The organism is Ureibacillus acetophenoni, from assembly GCF_900220965.1.
Lineage (GTDB): Bacteria > Bacillota > Bacilli > Bacillales_A > Planococcaceae > Ureibacillus > Ureibacillus acetophenoni.
Genome location: NZ_OBQC01000006.1, coordinates 104,881 through 122,129, shown reverse-complemented (window position 1 = coordinate 122,129; position 17,249 = coordinate 104,881). Strand labels below are relative to the sequence as shown.

Below are 17,249 nucleotides of genomic sequence, written 5' to 3'. Positions count from 1 at the left end.
CGTTACAACTTTTTATAGTTTTACCAAATTTTATTACGCAACTCATTTCTACTAGCAAGGTCAAATGCGTATTTCTTACTCTCCCAACGACACAATAACCTTTTCATCCCCAAAGCTGAAGTCAATTTGAGTTTCTGATTGTTGATGTTTTTCATAGCTTATTGTATGAACGAGTACATTCTCTTTAATTAGTTCCTCAAATCCTTTTATTTTCCTAAGTGTTGTATCGGTAGAAGAGAAATTCACAGAGATGTATTTTTCTATTGGTAAATCTAATTTTTTACGAGTATCTTGTATTGCTCGAATTAATTCCCGTACTTGACCTTCCACCAAGAGTAGGGGAGTGAGCGTAGTATCTAAAAGCACTTTGAGCTGTTCATCACCAGTCATCTTATATCCTTTAGCTACCTGATGTTCTACAAGAACATGTTCTTTCATTAAAACAACCGTTTGACCAATTACGTTAAATTCTAGCTGACCATTACTTAATAAAGTCTGTTTTTCTAATTCATTCAGCTGATCAACATAGTTCTTCACATCATTGACTAACTTACCAAAAGCAGCACCTGCAGTTTGAAAGTTTAACTTCAATACAGTTGATTGGTAACTCGATAAATTATCCGCAAAAACTACATCTTTCACATTTAATTCTTCTTTAATGATGCTAGAGAAGACATCTAATGATTGGACTCCTACACCACTCCAAACAACTAGCGTTTGTAACGGTTGTTTTACTTTCAAGTTTTTGCTATTTCGAATACTTCGACCAAATTCTACTACTTTCAGAACGGTTTTCATATTTGCTTCTAAAGTGTCATTCACTGCTGCTTCATCCACTGTAGGATAGTCTTGTAAATGAACACTCGTTTTGTGTAATTTAAAGTGAATATCTTCTGCCACAAAGGGAACAAAAGGAGCTAGGAGACGAGTGATTGTCGTAAGGGTTTCATAAAGGGTTGAAAAAGCAGCTCGTTTATCTTCCGACATACCAGAAGCCCAAAAGCGTGTTCTGGATCTTCGAACATACCAATTACTTAGTTCGTCAACTAGTGACCCGATTTCTCTAGTTGCTTGAGTAAATTGATAACGGTCCATGTATTCATTAACCAATTTCACTGTACTATTTAGTCGAGAAAGGATCCATTCATCAAGAATCGTTCTTTTCCCAAGTTGCTCTTTATCATATACATAGCCATCAATAGTAGCGTACAACTCATAGAATTTATAGGTATTATCTAATGTATCAACTAACTTTGATTTAGCATCTTGAACAATTTTTTTAGAAAATCGCTTCGGGTTCCATGGTGAACTGTCTACTAGGAAAGCCCATCGAAGTGCGTGTGTACCATACTCCGAAATCAACTCAACAGGGTCTAATGCGTTACCTTTGCTTTTAGACATCTTCTGTCCATGTTCATCAAGTACATGCCCAAGAGACAATACGTTTTTATATGGAGCCTTCCTTGTATAAAGGGTAGAGACCGCAAGTAAGCTGTAGAAAAATCCTCTTGTCTGATCGATTCCTTCAATTACTACATCCGCTGGAAACTGGGATTCGAACTTGGCCTTGTCGCCAAAAGGGTAGTGATACTGTGCAAAAGGCATTGAACCACTATCAAACCAAACATCAATTACTTCAGGAGTTCTATTCATAACGCCATTACACTTCGGACAAGTACACTGTACATCATCAATATAAGGTTTGTGCAATTCAATCTCATTTGAAATTTGAGTATTCGCAAGGTCCTGTAATTCCTGAACGCTACCTGGAGCTTCCTCATGCCCGCAACTTGAACAAATCCAAACATTTAACGGAGTTCCCCAATATCGATTTCTACTAATATTCCAATCCATTAGGTTTTCAAGGAAGTTCCCAAAACGCCCCTCTTTAATATGATCAGGATACCAGTTGACAGTGGCATTATTTTCAAGCATTTTATCCTTTAATGAAGACATCTTAATGAACCAACTATCTGTTGCGTAATAAAGTAGGGGAGAATCACATCTCCAACAATGAGGATAGCTATGTTCATATTTTTCTTTATGGAAAAGCATTCCTTTTTCTGAAAGCATTTTAATAATGTCAACATCGCACTCTTTCACAAATCTCCCAGCTAGTTCCGTAACATCATTTGTGTAACGGCCCTGTAAATCAACAACATTAACAATAGATAATCCATTTTGCTGAACAGTTTTATAGTCTTCCTCACCGTAAGCAGGTGCGATGTGTACAATACCCGTACCACTGTCCTCAGTTACATATTCAGCTAAAACAATCTCGTGCCCTTTCTGAATAGTTACATACTCGAATGGAGGGACATAACGAACGCCTTCAAATTCCCGACCATTATGCTCACTTAAAACCGTTACATCTTCACCTAGAACTTTACTTACTAAAGATTTAGCGACTACATAAACTTCATTGTCTTTTTGTACGCGAACATACGTTAATGTAGGATTGACTGCAAGAGCAACGTTTGCGGGTAATGTCCAAGGGGTTGTAGTCCAACCTAAGAAATATTCATTCTTTGCATCAATTCGTTTAAATTTTACAGTTGCTGATAGATCTTTTACATCCTTATAGCCTTGTGCGACTTCATGTGAACTTAAAGTCGTTTGACAACTAGGGCAGTAAGGGGATACGCGGTGGCCTTTATATAATAGGCCGTCTTTGTGTACCTTGCTTAAGATGTTCCACACACTTTCGATATAGTCATTACTTAAGGTTAAATAAGGATCATCCATATCAACCCAGTAACCTAGCTCTTCAGTAAATGATCGCCATTTCTTTTCGTAGGTAAAGACACTTTCTTTACATTTGTTGATGAAGGGCTCAACGCCATACCGTTCAATGTGTTGTTTCCCGGAAATTCCAAGTTGCTTTTCAACACCAAGTTCTACTGGAAGTCCATGTGTATCCCAACCAGCTTTTCTTTCAACAAAATATCCCTTCATCGTTTTGTAACGTGCTACCACATCTTTAATTGTTCGACCGAATGCATGGCCGACATGGGGGAGACCATTTGCAGTTGGTGGTCCTTCATAAAAAACAAAAGGTGTTTTTCCTGATCTTAATTGCACAGACTTTTGGAACGTATTTTCTTTTGACCAAAACTTTCGGATACGTTCCTCACGATGAACAACTGTTTCCTTACTAACACTAGCATTCATAGATATCGCTCCTATACAAAATTTTTGTATAAAAACATACTTGATAAACATAACTGGCTCCAAATTGGACCTGTTGATGTTTTTCTTGCGTATTACCTAAATGCTTATACGTTAGAACGCAAAAAACCCCGTCCCAAGAAGGGACGGGGTTAACCCGCGATACCACCCTAATTCTATTGATCCGCTCAATAGCACTTAGCAACGTACAATCATACGCGGTCCTTTTAACGGTAGACACCCGGTGAGACTTACTAAATTTCAGCCTAACTTCTCAGAGAGGATTTTTCACGTAACTTTTGAACACTGACTTGCACCAAATGTCAGCTCTCTGGGGATCAAAACGAAACGCTACTTTTTCTCATCAACGAATTTGTATGCTTTTATTGGATTGAATTTTAACATGGATAATTACAGAAGTCAAACAATTCTTAAAATTTAATTTTTAGAGTTTCTGAATGTCACTATAAGAGGATTATTACATTATTTATAGAATCCTAAGGTAGATGATTGTTGTAAGCATGCTTAAACAGGGGGGAGTTCCATGTTTCCAATTTTAGAAACTGAGAGGCTCAAATTAAGAGAAATTACGAATGAAGATGCAGATGCCATTTTTGCTTGTTTTTCAAATGATCAAGTAATGGAATATTACGGTAGTGATGCATTCCAAAATATCGATCAAGCCAAGGACTTAATTGAACTTTTCTCAAAGAACTATTTAGAGAAAAAAACTATTCGTTGGGGTATCGAACTTAAAGAGAGTAACGAGTTAATTGGAACAATAGGCTATCACGCTTGGGCATCAAAGCATCGAAAAGCTGAAATTGGGTATGAAATTCACCCGAATTATTGGCGAAAGGGATATGCATCTGAAGCAATCCAGAAAGTCATTAATTATGGATTTAATGAGATGGATTTAACTAGAATCGGGGCAATTATTTATCTTGAAAACTATGGTTCTTATAGACTATTAGAGAAATTAGGTTTTCAAAGAGAAGGAATATTGAGAAAAAATATGTATCAAAATAGCAAACCACATGATACGTACATTTACTCACTAATTAAAGAATAGACTTGCACGTAATGGTTTTAGAAAGGAATATCGTAATGAAAAGACTAGTAATAGTAACTGTTGGCAAAACACATAGTGGAAAAACGACTTTTGCTAGGGAACTAGAGCAAAAACTAGAAAATTCATTTGTTATGGATCAAGATAATCATGCAGAATTTATAAATACATATTATAAAATCATGCAACCTAAAAAGGGTCCAAATACATTAAAACACGCCATTTCAAGGCTTATTGTAGAATATGCGAAAGACAATACAAATCTCCACCTCATAATTTCAAACTCAAATCGAAGTAAAAAAGGTCGATCGTATTTGCTTAATGAGTTATTTCCAAAAAGTGAATATACTCGTATTCTAGTGCATTTTGATATTCCCGATGAGGTACTTCAAGCACGTGTTGAAAATAGTAAACGGAGTACGAATATATTTAGAGGTCCTTATACAAGTTTTGTAGAAGTGCTAAAGCGTCAACAAATTGAATCTTCAAATGAAGATGTTCTGGATCCTGCCCCTGGCGAAGCGGACTATCTATTCGTTATCCAAAATAATAGGGAAGTAAATTCTGTTATAGAAAAAATTATTAAAATCGCACAAAGTTTAAATTAGGAGAATAATATGAACGAATTGCATGTTAAAAAAATGGAACCTACATATGCAGAAGAAATTTTGAGCTGGAAGTACGAACCACCGTACGACTTTTACAATAACGAATTAAATGATGAATCTTTGAGTGAATTATTGAATAATGAATATAAGGCAATTGTAAACAATCAAAATGAAGTAATCGGTTTTTTTTGCGTCGGTAATTCTGCGCAAGTACCAGTAGGTCATCAATTTGGGGCATACGCAAGTCCTTTCCCAGATATCGGATTAGGAATGAAACCTACATTAACGGGTAAGGGCAATGGTACTAACTTCTTTTCGTTTGTATTAGAACAAATCCAAAAGGAGCATGGGCTACCGATTCGTCTAACTGTAGCAAAGTTTAATCAACGTGCCATTCGCTTATATGAGAAGTTTGGTTTTGCTAAAAAGATAGAATTTAAAAGTAAAACGACTGAATTTATTACTATGATCAAAGACCATTAGTTTACCACTCGCGTTAATCTATAACATGATTAGCGCTTTTATTCTTCTTAAAATCTAGAAGTTGAGGATTGAATGTATTTGGTAAACTAAGGAAGTTTATGAGAAGAATAATATATGTAAATAATCATAGATACATAAGGGGTTAAAAAAAGTCGACTAAATTACAGCGAAGTCTATTTAAATTTTAACCTACGTTGCAGTACATCTTGAAAAAGGGAGGTTACTTCAATGAACAAACGGGAAAGCAGCTATAGATGGTTAGTATTGAGTGCTGTTTTAGTGCCGTACTTTTTAATTGTTAGCCAACGAACGGCTCCTGGTCTTATTACTGACCAATTAATGAAGGACTTCCAACTTACTGCAATGGTAATCGGGATAATTAGCAGTATTTCATTCGTTGCCTATGCGGGATTACAAATTCCATCGGGATTATTGTCAGATCGATTTGGTCCAAACCGATTTTTAATTCTTGGTACACTATTGTCAGGAATTGGAAGTATTTTATATAGTACAGCTGTAAATGAATATGTGTTAATGATCGCGCGGTTATTCGTAGGTGTAGGGGATGCTGCCATTTTTATTAACCTCGTTTTAATTTTTACACAATGGTTCAACGGTAGGGAATTTGTGAAATTACTAAGTTTAGTATCGCTAGTTAGTAGTATTGGTTCTCTTACCGCTACCGTTCCTTATTCAATTTGGATTTCATACGCAGGTTGGAGAATACCATTTTTAACTATCGGAATTACGTTAGTTTTGTTAACATTTGTACTTTATTTCGTTCTCGTATTAAAACCGAAAAAACTATTTAACGATGAACAACAAGATAAAAAAGAGCCAACCGAACCGAGAGAGAGTGTATGGAAAATCTTATGGAGACTAATGAATACACGACAAGCTTGGGCTACCTTCCTTTGCCATTTTGGTGTAGTTGGAGGATATGTTGGGTTTATCGGATCTTGGGGCGTTCCATACGGTATCCAAGTTTTTGATATGACACGTTCACAAGCAAGTCAATTAATCATGTATGGTCTTCTCGGAGCAATGGTTGGAGGAGTATTTATAGGTTGGATTAGTAGTAGAATAACTTCTATTAAAAAAATATATACCCTAGTATATACACTTGTAGTTGCTAGCTGGATAGGGATGTTTTTATCCGGAGTGACGCCATCTTTTTGGTTAGTTCTGTTTTTATTTATCGTAATTGGATTTGGCAACGGGGCGAGTTCATTAACGTTTGCTATTGTGAGAGAGTCATTCTCTGCCAAAGAGGTAGGGGTAGTTACTGGATTTGCTAATATGGGTGGGTTCACAAGTGCTGTCCTATTACCGATTATTTTTGGTAATGTCTTAGATTTATTCCCTGAAAGCTCTATCAACTATGGCTATCATTACGGATTTATCATTCCAGTTATTTTTGCGATTATGGGATTAATCGGGGTACTTTTAGTAAAAGAGAGAAAAGTTGAACAAACCGTTTAAGTAAGAGGTTATGATCCGCTAAGGGTCAACCTCTTTTTTCGTGTTGGGAATAACTGTTATACTGATTTGTATGGATTCAAGGGAGGATAAAAAGATGGAGTATATAATTGTTGGTGTAATTGTACTTTTTGCATTATTGCTCGCAATATATGATTTAATGCGCGGTATTAATAAAAGTATTAGAGAACAAACGCGAGAAATAAAAAAACTAAGGGAAGAAATAAATAAGATTAAAAATTAATCATGTGGCGGTCTATATTCGTTGCATGAATAATAAAATAATTTTTATGAAGAAAAAGTGTTAATCTAAGAAGGATTAATGCTTTTTATGTTGAACATTTTATTATCATGAAGAAAACGTTTACATGCGAAAGTAGTGTGAGAAATGGAAAGTAATTTTCGAAGAAAAATAGAGCATGTTATAGGTGAAATTAAAGATATAACTATGCTAGCAGAACAAGGTTGCACTTCCGAAGTTCGTAAAATTGAAACCTACGAAGGAACTTATTTGTTGAAAAGTTCGTTTAAAGAGAGATATAGAGAATGGTTAAAGCAAGAATCTGAAGTATTAAAGATTTTAAAAAACGAGAATAACATTCCTGTTCCGAAATATTATGGTTATATAGAGGATCAGGATAGTGATCACGTAATTATGTCTTTTGAAAATGGAATTTCATTAACAACTGCATTGAAAAAAGCGAATAATATAGAGGAAAAGAAATTACTATTGCAAAGTTTTGGGCAATTATTGCATCAATTACATGAAACAAAACTAATTCATGAGTTAAGCACGGAAGATGATTGGCTTGACTATCAGTTGAAAACTGCAGAACACTATTTAAAAATTGGTGATGTAGACGGTACAGAGGAATTATTAATTCAACTAAAGAAAACAATTCCGGAACCTGTGAAACAAACAATGATACACGGTGACTGTACAACAGACAATGTACTCGTTATTGATGGAGTAGCTAGTATGTTCATAGATGTATCAGGTATGACGGTTGGCGATCCTCGATATGATGTATCTTTAGCAATTAGAAAGTTTATTAACAATGAAGAATTTATAAAGGCTTTCTATACTGGTTATACTCGATACAAGGTAACTAATGAAGAACATAAATTTAATGAGGGGTTATATGAATTCTTCTAATCTGGATTTGAGGGGGAAAGAAATGCTTTCAAGAAAATTATACGCAGCATTCATAACATCCGTCATTGGTTTTTTTATCGCACCGCTTCTATTTGAATTTGGTACAGGGTACAATCTTTATATCGGATTAGCAGTCAGTTTAGTAACAGTACCTATTCTTTTTGTAGGTGGTGTCCTATCTTCTTTAGCAATTGAGCACTATAGTAAAAGTGATGCTCTTTTACTTTCATATTTTAAACATTTAGTTTGCGCACTTATATGTGTATTCCTATTTACAATCTTTGATGGAAGTCTTATACTAGTAGCGCTTGTGATTGGAATTTTCTATGTCACGATTTTCTTTATCGTTGATTGTTTAACAAAATATGTAGAAGCCCGTTCTACATTATTTAACTAAATAATTGATATCCTTTAGCGTCAATCCAAAAAAAGGATTGGTGCTTTTTTTGTTGAATTAATTGTAGTGGAGGGGGAATTAAAGTGGAATTTAAGTTATTTCAAGATGAAATCGATGATTTGGTAGAACTACTAACGAAGAACCAATGGGAATTTCACGGAAAACAAATTATTAAAGAAGAATCAGTTCGTGAAAATTATCAAAAAGGGTACTATCAAAATGATAGGGAAACATATTGGATCATCGACAATGGTACTAGGATCGGGATCATCATCATAAATGATATAAGTGACTCAATTCCTAATTTTGATATGCGTTTTGATCAAAATGATAGGGGAAAAGGATACGGAACTAAAACAATTATTTGGTTAAAAGACTATTTATTTGGAGATAAAAATAAAATTCGTATAGAGGGCTATACGAGATTTGATAATTTCGGAATGAGAAAGTGTTTTACTAAGGCAGGTTTTGTAAAAGAAGGGTACCTGCGAAGTGCTTGGGAAAATGAAGATGGAACTGCTTCAGATTGTGTTGTTTACGGTGCTATTCGTAGCGATTGGGAATCAGGTTTAACGACACCAATTAAAATCAATGATGTTCCTTATTAACCATTTAAATATGTACAATTCCCCAGTAAGTGGCAGATTCTTTCTAATATCCTCAGCGTGAGGAGCTACTTTAAAGTGGAATTTCTAATAATGCCTTAACTTTTTCTAATAACTCCCGTGGATTGTCTAATAAGTGTTCCGATTTGTCTAATAACTTCTTCTCGGGGGGCAACTTTCATGGGAATGTCTAATAAAATTTTGATTTTGTCTAATAACTTCTGTGAATTGTCTAATAAGTGGTCAATTTTTTCTAATAACTTCTTTGTATATTTTCTAAATTTTAATTAGAGGTGTTTTGATTGATTATTTGGTTAAATGGAGCCTTTGGCGCTGGGAAAACTGAAACGGCTAATGAGTTACATAGAAGAATTCCGAAATCCTTTGTATATGATCCTGAAATACTTGGTCAAACAACAAGATGGGTTTTCCCAAATGAGATAAAAAAAGCTGATTTTCAAGATTACGAGGTTTGGCGTGAAGGGAATTATAGTTTTTTAAAATATCTAAACCGGGAGTACGATGGTGTTTTGATTGTGCCAATGACTATTGTAAGTCCACAGTATTTTGATGAGTTGATTGGAAAGCTTAGAAATGACGGAATCACTGTAAATCATTTTGTCCTTTCGGCATCTAAAGATACGATAGCTCATCGATTATTAAATCGAGGGGAAGAAATAAATTCATGGGCTTCTCAACAAATTGATCGTTGCTTACAAGGATTAACCAATGAAAGATTCCAGCCACAAATTAATACTGAGCAACTATCGATATCAGAAGTAGTAGAAAAAATAGCTGAAATCGTAGGAATAAAACTACTTCCCGCAACACACAAGTAAACTTAATAAATTATTTATCTAGCGCTGATCGTAGGAGATTAGCGTTTTTTTAAATAAAGTCAAATATCAAATACATAGAGAGAATTTTTGTGTTTACCGGCCCCATTCATTACACTAGAAAATATGAATTTGATTTTCTGGAGGAACTAGACTTGAAATATATTGTTTTTGACTTTGATGGAACACTTGCGGATTCCACAGATGTTTTTATAAAAGCGTGGAATTTATTTGCTCCAAAATATCGTTATGATCCGATTGACGTTGAGGGTGTCATTGCTACTAAACATATGTCTCTTTCACAAAGAGCGAGAGAATACAATTTCCCGATGTATAAATTACCTATCATTATGCCAAAAGTGTATCGCTTCTTTAAGGAAAATATTAAGGAAGTCAAACTCTTTGATGGTATAAAAGACATGCTGAATGATCTAACTGCTAAAGGATACAAAATCGTTGTTGTGTCATCCAATGCAAAGGAAAATATTGAACTACTTCTAAAGCAGGAAGGGGTAGATTTGGTAAGTGAAGTCTTAACTTCTAGCAGAATTTTCGGCAAAGATACTGTACTAAAAAAGTTTATGAAACAAAACAAAGTAAGTCCGGATCAAATACTCTATGTGGGCGACGAATTAAGAGATATTCAAGCTTGTAACAAAGTAAGTATCCCTTTTATGTGGGTGAGCTGGGGCATTGATGGTTTTGATTTAGTTGAGAAGGAAAATCCGAAATTTGTAGTGCATAAACCTGAAGAAATTACTCGAAATTTATTGAACGCAGCAAATAAATGAACTCAGGGAGATCTATAGAAAGGATATTTTCTATAGATCTTCCTTTTTTAACCTTTTAATAAAAATGTATTTTCGTCTTCATCTTTAAATTGTACAAATGAGCCGAACTGCATCTCTTGAAGTTCGCCTAAAAATTCTACGCCATTGGCTTTCATCTTTTCATATGTACCCTTAACGTCTTCACTTTGGAAAACAATAGAAGCCTTCATATTTTCAGAGCCCTTCATCATCGCTTTAGGGTAAAGAACTAAACGACTTTCTGCCCCTTTAGGTGCTACTTCTAACCAAGTTGCATTTGGCCCCATTGGATGTTCTGCAACAACTTTAAATCCCACTTTTTCTGTCCAAAATGTTTTTGCTTTTTGTTGATCTTCTACATAAACTGCAACAGTAGCAATTTGTTTTATCATGAATACTACCTCCATTCATTTATCCTTTCCAATTATAAATGCAATTCATAATATTTTCCTAATCAATGCCTATAAATTAAAGGAAATCCTAAAACGAAAAAGAAGATAATAGTAATTAATATCGTTTGGAGGAATGTATATGTTTTTTGAAATGACGATTCAAATTCGAGTGAATGATTTCCAAAAAGGGAAACAATGGTATCAAACATTATTAAAAAGAGAGCCTGATTTCATTCCTCATGAAGGTTTCATTGAGTGGGAAGTAACTCCAGGTTGTTGGTTGCAAGTTGCTGAAGGGACTCCAACTGAAGGCAGTGGTCCGTTACGCTTTGGCGTGAGAGATCTTGGAGAAGAGAGAGAACGACTACTGAAAGAATTACCGATTGGTCCATTTGAAATCCATTATAAAGAAGGTGTTCCCGTAAAATGGTGTACCTTTGAAGATCCTTGGGGAAACTTACTAGGGTTATATGAATATCTAGACAAAAATTTAGAGGAAGAGCGTTTGAATCAACTCTTAGGAAGTAAATAATATAGCTGTTTAATTATATTCACAATAGACAACACCAAACTTTCTTCGTGCCCGAAGTATTATTTCGTGGCACTTCTATAATATTAAGATAAGAATAGTGTGTCTAAGGAGAATGGTCTAATGAACAACAACAGGGTTCAACATCTACTGCTACTTTTAATTAGTTTTGGGTCTCTAATAGGATTCGGTTTAATGGCATTTATTATTAGTAGGTATGATAATTTAGCTTTTGATAGTGTCATTATAGCAATTATTCAAGGGTTAGAAAATCCTACTTTAACAACCATTATGATATTTTTTACCGAAATAGGATCTTCTAAAGTTATATTTATAATTGGTATTGTCTTGCTTATCTTCCATTATGCTTTCTTTAAACAACGATTAGAACTTATTTTACTTCCTATTGCTTTTTTAGGTGCACGTATGTTGAATCGACTTTTGAAAGAGTTTTTCCACCGTGAACGACCAGATTTGAATCGCCTAATAGAAATTGGAGGATTTAGTTTTCCAAGTGGACACGCCATGAACGCGGTGGCTTTTTATGGAATAGTGACTTATGTATTTTCGAAACATATAACAAATCCTTGGGGGAGAGCAGCATCTATTCTAATTGGTATTCTATTCATATTGATGATCGGGATGAGTCGAATTTATCTCGGTGTTCATTATCCAAGTGATGTTATTGCTGGATATTTTGCAAGTGGGTTCTGGTTAGCGATGGTCATATGGATATACAATTTTCTAACAAAAAGAGTGAAATTATAGAAATAAAAAATGCTGCCATAGAAACCGATCACGATTTTTATGACAGCATTTATTAAATATTAATTTAACAGTTTTTCCACACGATCTACTACTTCATCGGCAGATAAACCGTGAGCATTAATAACAGAACCTTCTGTTACAACGTTGCTGATTCCCATCACGTTTTCATCTTGCCCTGTAATAACGCATGCGGCACAATTTTTCGCATCTTCTTCGTTACGAAGTTGTTTCACTTCGTACCCTTTTGCTTTTAATGCAGCTTCTACGTTTGATAATGATTGTTCAACACCAATGATGTTTGCCATTTTTATCACACCTCCTATATGTAATGTGTCATATCGGAATGTGAATTATTCGCTTTATTTTACTAAATTTATTTAGATTCATTTATAGTTCATTTAAAAGGAAAATATGATATATCTGTTGAATACATTTCTTGAATAGAGGATTTTTCTGTCGAATTTGAATTTACAGGAGTGGGGAAGAAATGATTAAAGGGATACATCACGTTCAAATTACGATTCCTAAAGGAACTGAAGAAGAGGGGAAAAGGTTTTATTGTGAAGTTTTAGGTTTACAAGAAGTTGAAAAGCCAGATTCGCTAAAAGGGCGCGGTGGATTTTGGATAAACGTTGGAGACAGGGATGTACATATCGGAACGGAAGATGGATTTGATCGACTAACTACGAAAGCGCATGTTGCATACGAAGTAGAAGATATAGAATTTTGGAGAAACCGATTGTCACAAGAAGACATAAAAGTCCTTGAAGCTGTACCAATCCCAGGTTTTGACCGTTTCGAATTCCGTGACCCATTTGGCAACCGTGTAGAGATGATTCAAAGGATCGACTAATACAAAAGCCAATTACCATGAATATAAGGTAATTGGCTTTTGCGGTAATAACACTAAACTTCTTCCTCGAAATAAATTTTATAAAACTTACGATTCGTTTCTTCATCATAACCGACTTCAATTAATTCATTCATTTGTTCGATGTTATGAACATTCACTTGAATTTCAATATTTGAATCGAGTTTAATTTTACGTTTATAACTTTTCTCAGCTTTAATAATGGCACTTTCAGAAATAACTGTTTCATAGGGCTTAACCGTATTCACAATAATGTCTTTCTGTGCTTCATCAGCTTTTTCAAAAACCGTATCAATATAGTTTGATGCATGAAATTCTTCTTCATTTCTAAAATAATCGAGCGTTTTGTTTAAAAGATCTAATTTTTCAGGGTTCGAAAAATTGTCTTCTTTTAGAATATATTTCTTAACTTCTGAAAGAGCTAAATTCGTATTGTAATAATATTCATCTGCTACTTTAATTTTTAAAAATCTTTCTTGCCAGTAAACAACATCTTCTTTTTTCTTTGTTTTAATAAAGACTAATGGTGGTTCGTCAGCACCCATATCAACGACTAAAGCCATGTTATTCGCTTTCTTAACATTAATGCCGTCTATTCCATCTACAGTGACTTTATCTTCGCCGCTTTTTACATCTAAGAAGATTTCTTTATCTTCAATTTTAACGATAGCTAATACTTTTTTCGTTGAACCAGTCGTCATTATACAATTGTCAAATAAACCGATAAATAGCTCACCACTTTTAATACCTGGGTGTCCTGAAGAACTGTTTAAGTGTGTTGCTATATTTTTTGATTGTTCTAAAAAACTGTCTTCCTGGTCAAATATAGAGTTAACATAAGTATAAACTTCATTTAATCCAAGATCAGTTTCATGGAAGAATTCGTATTGTTGGTCCCAATCTATTTTATGAAATGCTAACTGTGTAAAAGCAGCTTGTAATAATATTTCCGGTTGTGTAAAAGCCTCGTCATTTAAAACGAGTTGGTCACCTACATGATGCATTACGTACTTTACTAATCTACTCTCACTAACATCGATCATAATTTCACCTTCAAATCTATTTTTACCTGAATGTATACCATATCATATACAAACCTACTTTTTCATTGAATTTTTGATGGTAAATAGTTCAATAATTTAAAAGGATTACAGTCTATTTGAGCAGAACTAACAAATAGATAACTAGTGGAAGGTAGGAGAAAGATGGCTATTCGAAACTCTGCTAAGGCTGTCATCTTTAAAGATGGCAAAGTATTATTAACTAAAAATCTAGATAATGAAGGTGCTTTTTATCTTTTTCCAGGTGGTGGACAAGAGATGGGAGAAAATCTTCAAGATGCGGTAATAAGAGAATGTATCGAAGAAGTAGGGCAACAAGTTGAGGTTGGAGATTTACTTTTTTTACGTGAATACATAGGAAGAAACCATGAATATGCAGAGGAAGATGCACATGTTCATCAAGTGGAGTTCTATTTTACTTGTAATTTAGTAAATGAATTTGATGCCAAGATAATTCCTAATCATCCTGATAGTCATCAAATAGGAATTGAGTGGGTACCTATAGAAGAGTTGCTACAATACAGAATTTATCCAAAAGAAATAAAAAAGTTTATTATTAATCATTATCATGGTGAAAGATCACCTGTTTATTTAGGGGATATTAATTGAAACTATTAGTGAAAAAATGTATTGATTAATTATTGAAGTGCGTGAAAGGATGGTACTATGACATACGAAGAAATTATGAAAAAGTTAGAAGAATTAGGTTCAGAACAAACGAAACAAGTTTACTTAAATCACGGAGTTAAAGAGCCTTATTTTGGCGTGAAGATTGGTGATTTGAAGAAGTTAGTTAAGTTTGTAAAGAAGGATCACGAATTAGCGTTACAATTGTATGACTCAGGCAATCATGACGCAATGTATCTAGCGGGTCTGTCGGTAAATCCTAAGCTTATTACAAAGGAGACACTACAAGATTGGGCTAAAAAAGCGTATTGGTATATGGCTGCTGAATATACAGTTGCACAAGTGGCAGCGGAAAGTAATTATGCTTTAGAACTAGCTAGGGAATGGATGAAATCAGAGGAAGAAATGATTGCAGTATGTGGTTGGAGTGCTTACTCAAACTATCTATCAATTACTCCTGACGATGAACTAGATATAAATGAAATAAAAGAATTATTGGATCAAGTGAAAAATACAGTCCATCAGGAGCGAAATCGTGTACGTTACGTTATGAATGGCTTTGTCATATCCGTAGGCGCATATGTTCCAGAGTTAACTGAGGAAGCAAAACAAGTTGCTGAATCTATTGGTAAGGTGCATGTAGATGTTGGAAATACCGCTTGTAAAGTACCTCTTGCAGTAGATTATATTCAAAAGGTAGAAGCGAAAGATAAATTAGGGGTCAAAAGAAAGACATGTATATGTTAATAAAATAAAGCAAGAATTGAAAGCGTTGATCCAAATGTGAACTAGCCCCAGCCTACTTGACAGGGGCTAGTTCTATAAATGGATAGACGCTTTTTCTTTAATTACAAAGATGGTGTTCATACTTTTCTAGATCTACACGTACGCTTTCCACTTGTACAGTAGCATGTTCGATATGAAAAGTATCATGCAATTCTCTAAGTGCTTCTTTTAGTATTTCATCGTGATTGTTCGTTGATATGACGAGATGGCAGCTCAATGAGGGGAAATCTGAAGTAATGCTCCATGCATGTAAATCATGGATTTTTACAACACCTGGTATTTGCATTAATCTTTTACGAACTTGCTCCATATCCAAATGAATTGGTTTTCCCTCCATTAATATATGGACCGCATCATAAGTAATACTAAACCCACTTTTAATAATTAAAAAGGCAACAATTACACTTGCAAATGGATCTGCCAACGTCCATCCAAAGAACATTATTAATAGTGATGCAATAATAGCGCCAATTGATCCGAGTAAGTCCCCAACAACATGCAAAAAAGCGGCTTGCATATTTATATTTCCATGATTGTGAGCATCTTTTAGTAAAATTAGCACCCCAATATTCACTAATGCACCAATAACTGCAATAATAAGCATCCCTTTACTAGCAACAATGTGTGGTTCAGAAAAACGATGAAGTGCCTCCCACATGATTGCAATGGATATTAAGATTAATAGAAGGCCATTAAATAGTGCAGCTAACACTTCAATGCGTTTATAACCAAAAGTCTTGTTTTCACTTGTGAATTGCTCACCTATTTTTATGGCGATTAAGCCAACACCTAAGGAAATAGCATCACTAAACATATGTCCCGCATCTGATAGTAGAGCTAAACTATTCGTTAAAATACCTCCAACGAATTCTACTAGGACAAAAGCAGAAATAATGATAAAACCTACAAATAAAGCTTTTTTATTTTCAGAGTGATGGTGATGATGGTGGTGGTGATGCATACGATTCCTCCAATATTGTAGATATCTACTAAATAACTAATAGAACTTTTCTACATTTGTTAATAGTCCAACTTATGCAAAAAACTACTAAATAAGGACAACATTTAATAAATTAATGTCCTGAAAAATGAGAGTTAGTAGTTTTCAATATCGGTGAAACGAATTCAATGATTATTCGACAAATGTATAGATGGAAGCAAAGGAGGCGAACTAGGTGAAAAACATCAAGAAACTGACGTTCATTGGAGTTAGTATATTTATGCTGACTATTTTAGGGGCTTGTGGAAATGCAGAACAAGAAAATGAAACGAATGAAACTGAAGAATCCACGGAGAATTTAGCTGGAGGTACAATGTTAGCTGGGGAAGAAGCACCTCAAATTACAGGTACATTAAAAAGCATTGAAGCAGACGATGAAGTAGTCATTACTGCGAATGGTAACGATATAACATACCGCTTATCTGAAGAGGCTAAAGAGCAATTAGATAATAACGAAGTTGAGATAGGTAATGAAGTTTTATTTACAACTTTTTCTATTGGGGATGCGAAAGAATCGATTGCGGAATTTATTGTAGATTAAGGGAATTTTGGCAATTGTTATTTCAACTAAACTTTAGTATAAACAGGACTATTCTTCTGGCATA

21 protein-coding genes and 1 other annotated feature are annotated in these 17,249 nt (G+C 34.5%); of the genes, 16 read left to right on the top strand and 5 right to left on the bottom strand.

From position 1 onward, the window contains the following. Window positions 1-75: 75 nt before the first annotated feature. Window positions 76-3,171: an isoleucine--tRNA ligase gene (gene ileS, locus CRO45_RS10015; protein WP_097149521.1), complete on the bottom strand. Its 3,096-nt coding sequence runs from the start codon at window positions 3,169-3,171 to the stop codon at window positions 76-78. A 136-nt stretch (window positions 3,172-3,307) separates the two neighbouring features. After that, window positions 3,308-3,545 (bottom strand) — a binding site (T-box leader). 167 nt (window positions 3,546-3,712) lie between these two features. Between ileS and CRO45_RS10010 the strand changes: the two genes are divergently transcribed. From CRO45_RS10010 to CRO45_RS09970, 10 genes are all read left to right on the top strand, one after another. Next, window positions 3,713-4,240 carry a GNAT family N-acetyltransferase gene (locus CRO45_RS10010; RefSeq protein ID WP_097149520.1) on the top strand — a complete coding sequence of 176 codons (528 nt, stop codon included), beginning with the start codon at window positions 3,713-3,715 and terminating at the stop codon, window positions 4,238-4,240. 35 nt (window positions 4,241-4,275) lie between these two features. Further along, window positions 4,276-4,845 (top strand): AAA family ATPase, encoded by a 570-nt coding sequence (locus CRO45_RS10005; protein ID WP_097149519.1) that lies wholly within the window; start codon window positions 4,276-4,278, stop codon window positions 4,843-4,845. 9 nt (window positions 4,846-4,854) lie between these two features. Then, entirely contained in the window at window positions 4,855-5,328 is a 474-nt protein-coding gene (locus CRO45_RS10000; RefSeq protein ID WP_235864572.1) for a GNAT family N-acetyltransferase, read from the top strand. Window positions 5,329-5,556: 228 nt separating this feature from the next. Next, the gene (locus tag CRO45_RS09995; RefSeq protein ID WP_097149518.1) at window positions 5,557-6,810 is read left to right on the top strand and encodes an MFS transporter; all 1,254 of its coding nucleotides are present in this window, start codon (window positions 5,557-5,559) and stop codon (window positions 6,808-6,810) included. 94 nt (window positions 6,811-6,904) lie between these two features. Further along, window positions 6,905-7,051 (top strand): hypothetical protein, encoded by a 147-nt coding sequence (locus CRO45_RS20050; protein WP_170949460.1) that lies wholly within the window; start codon window positions 6,905-6,907, stop codon window positions 7,049-7,051. Between the two features lie 144 nt (window positions 7,052-7,195). Further along, window positions 7,196-7,963: a phosphotransferase family protein gene (locus tag CRO45_RS09990; protein WP_097149517.1), complete on the top strand. Its 768-nt coding sequence runs from the start codon at window positions 7,196-7,198 to the stop codon at window positions 7,961-7,963. Window positions 7,964-7,985: 22 nt separating this feature from the next. After that, window positions 7,986-8,360 carry a hypothetical protein gene (locus CRO45_RS09985; protein WP_097149516.1) on the top strand — a complete coding sequence of 125 codons (375 nt, stop codon included), beginning with the start codon at window positions 7,986-7,988 and terminating at the stop codon, window positions 8,358-8,360. An 83-nt stretch (window positions 8,361-8,443) separates the two neighbouring features. Beyond that, window positions 8,444-8,968: a GNAT family N-acetyltransferase gene (locus CRO45_RS09980; RefSeq protein WP_097149515.1), complete on the top strand. Its 525-nt coding sequence runs from the start codon at window positions 8,444-8,446 to the stop codon at window positions 8,966-8,968. A 299-nt stretch (window positions 8,969-9,267) separates the two neighbouring features. Then, entirely contained in the window at window positions 9,268-9,804 is a 537-nt protein-coding gene (locus CRO45_RS09975; RefSeq protein WP_097149514.1) for an AAA family ATPase, read from the top strand. A gap of 152 nt (window positions 9,805-9,956) precedes the next feature. Next, on the top strand, window positions 9,957-10,592 hold the full coding sequence (locus tag CRO45_RS09970; protein WP_097149513.1) for an HAD-IA family hydrolase: 636 nt from the start codon (window positions 9,957-9,959) through the stop codon (window positions 10,590-10,592). Between the two features lie 47 nt (window positions 10,593-10,639). On the opposite strand, the gene CRO45_RS09965 is transcribed toward CRO45_RS09970, so the two are convergent. Continuing rightward, on the bottom strand, window positions 10,640-11,002 hold the full coding sequence (locus CRO45_RS09965) for a VOC family protein (protein WP_097149512.1): 363 nt from the start codon (window positions 11,000-11,002) through the stop codon (window positions 10,640-10,642). A 139-nt stretch (window positions 11,003-11,141) separates the two neighbouring features. Here CRO45_RS09965 and CRO45_RS09960 point away from each other — a divergent pair, with 139 nt between their 5' ends. Together CRO45_RS09960 and CRO45_RS09955 are read left to right on the top strand one after the other, a co-directional pair. Beyond that, window positions 11,142-11,534, top strand: coding sequence for a VOC family protein (locus tag CRO45_RS09960; RefSeq protein ID WP_097149511.1), 393 nt, complete (start codon window positions 11,142-11,144; stop codon window positions 11,532-11,534). Between the two features lie 120 nt (window positions 11,535-11,654). Then, a complete protein-coding gene (locus tag CRO45_RS09955) occupies window positions 11,655-12,299 on the top strand; it encodes a phosphatase PAP2 family protein (protein WP_097149510.1) in 645 nt (214 codons plus the stop codon). A gap of 59 nt (window positions 12,300-12,358) precedes the next feature. On the opposite strand, the gene CRO45_RS09950 is transcribed toward CRO45_RS09955, so the two are convergent. Next, on the bottom strand, window positions 12,359-12,604 hold the full coding sequence (locus tag CRO45_RS09950; RefSeq protein WP_097149509.1) for a YkuS family protein: 246 nt from the start codon (window positions 12,602-12,604) through the stop codon (window positions 12,359-12,361). Window positions 12,605-12,786: 182 nt separating this feature from the next. Here CRO45_RS09950 and CRO45_RS09945 point away from each other — a divergent pair, with 182 nt between their 5' ends. Further along, window positions 12,787-13,152, top strand: a complete 366-nt coding sequence (locus tag CRO45_RS09945; RefSeq protein ID WP_097149508.1) for a VOC family protein — start codon at window positions 12,787-12,789, stop codon at window positions 13,150-13,152. Window positions 13,153-13,205: 53 nt separating this feature from the next. Here CRO45_RS09945 and CRO45_RS09940 read toward each other — a convergent pair whose 3' ends face one another. Then, window positions 13,206-14,213, bottom strand: a complete 1,008-nt coding sequence (locus CRO45_RS09940; RefSeq protein WP_097149507.1) for a nucleoid-associated protein — start codon at window positions 14,211-14,213, stop codon at window positions 13,206-13,208. 162 nt (window positions 14,214-14,375) lie between these two features. Here CRO45_RS09940 and CRO45_RS09935 point away from each other — a divergent pair, with 162 nt between their 5' ends. Together CRO45_RS09935 and CRO45_RS09930 are read left to right on the top strand one after the other, a co-directional pair. Then, window positions 14,376-14,840 carry an NUDIX domain-containing protein gene (locus CRO45_RS09935; protein WP_097149506.1) on the top strand — a complete coding sequence of 155 codons (465 nt, stop codon included), beginning with the start codon at window positions 14,376-14,378 and terminating at the stop codon, window positions 14,838-14,840. 57 nt (window positions 14,841-14,897) lie between these two features. Beyond that, window positions 14,898-15,605 carry a DNA alkylation repair protein gene (locus tag CRO45_RS09930; protein ID WP_097149505.1) on the top strand — a complete coding sequence of 236 codons (708 nt, stop codon included), beginning with the start codon at window positions 14,898-14,900 and terminating at the stop codon, window positions 15,603-15,605. A gap of 97 nt (window positions 15,606-15,702) precedes the next feature. Here the strand turns inward: CRO45_RS09930 and CRO45_RS09925 are convergent, their stop codons facing one another. Then, complete coding sequence (locus CRO45_RS09925) at window positions 15,703-16,605, bottom strand: cation diffusion facilitator family transporter (RefSeq protein ID WP_097149504.1); 903 nt, start codon at window positions 16,603-16,605, stop codon at window positions 15,703-15,705. A gap of 214 nt (window positions 16,606-16,819) precedes the next feature. Between CRO45_RS09925 and CRO45_RS09920 the strand changes: the two genes are divergently transcribed. After that, entirely contained in the window at window positions 16,820-17,185 is a 366-nt protein-coding gene (locus CRO45_RS09920) for a hypothetical protein (RefSeq protein ID WP_097149503.1), read from the top strand. Window positions 17,186-17,249: the final 64 nt, after the last annotated feature.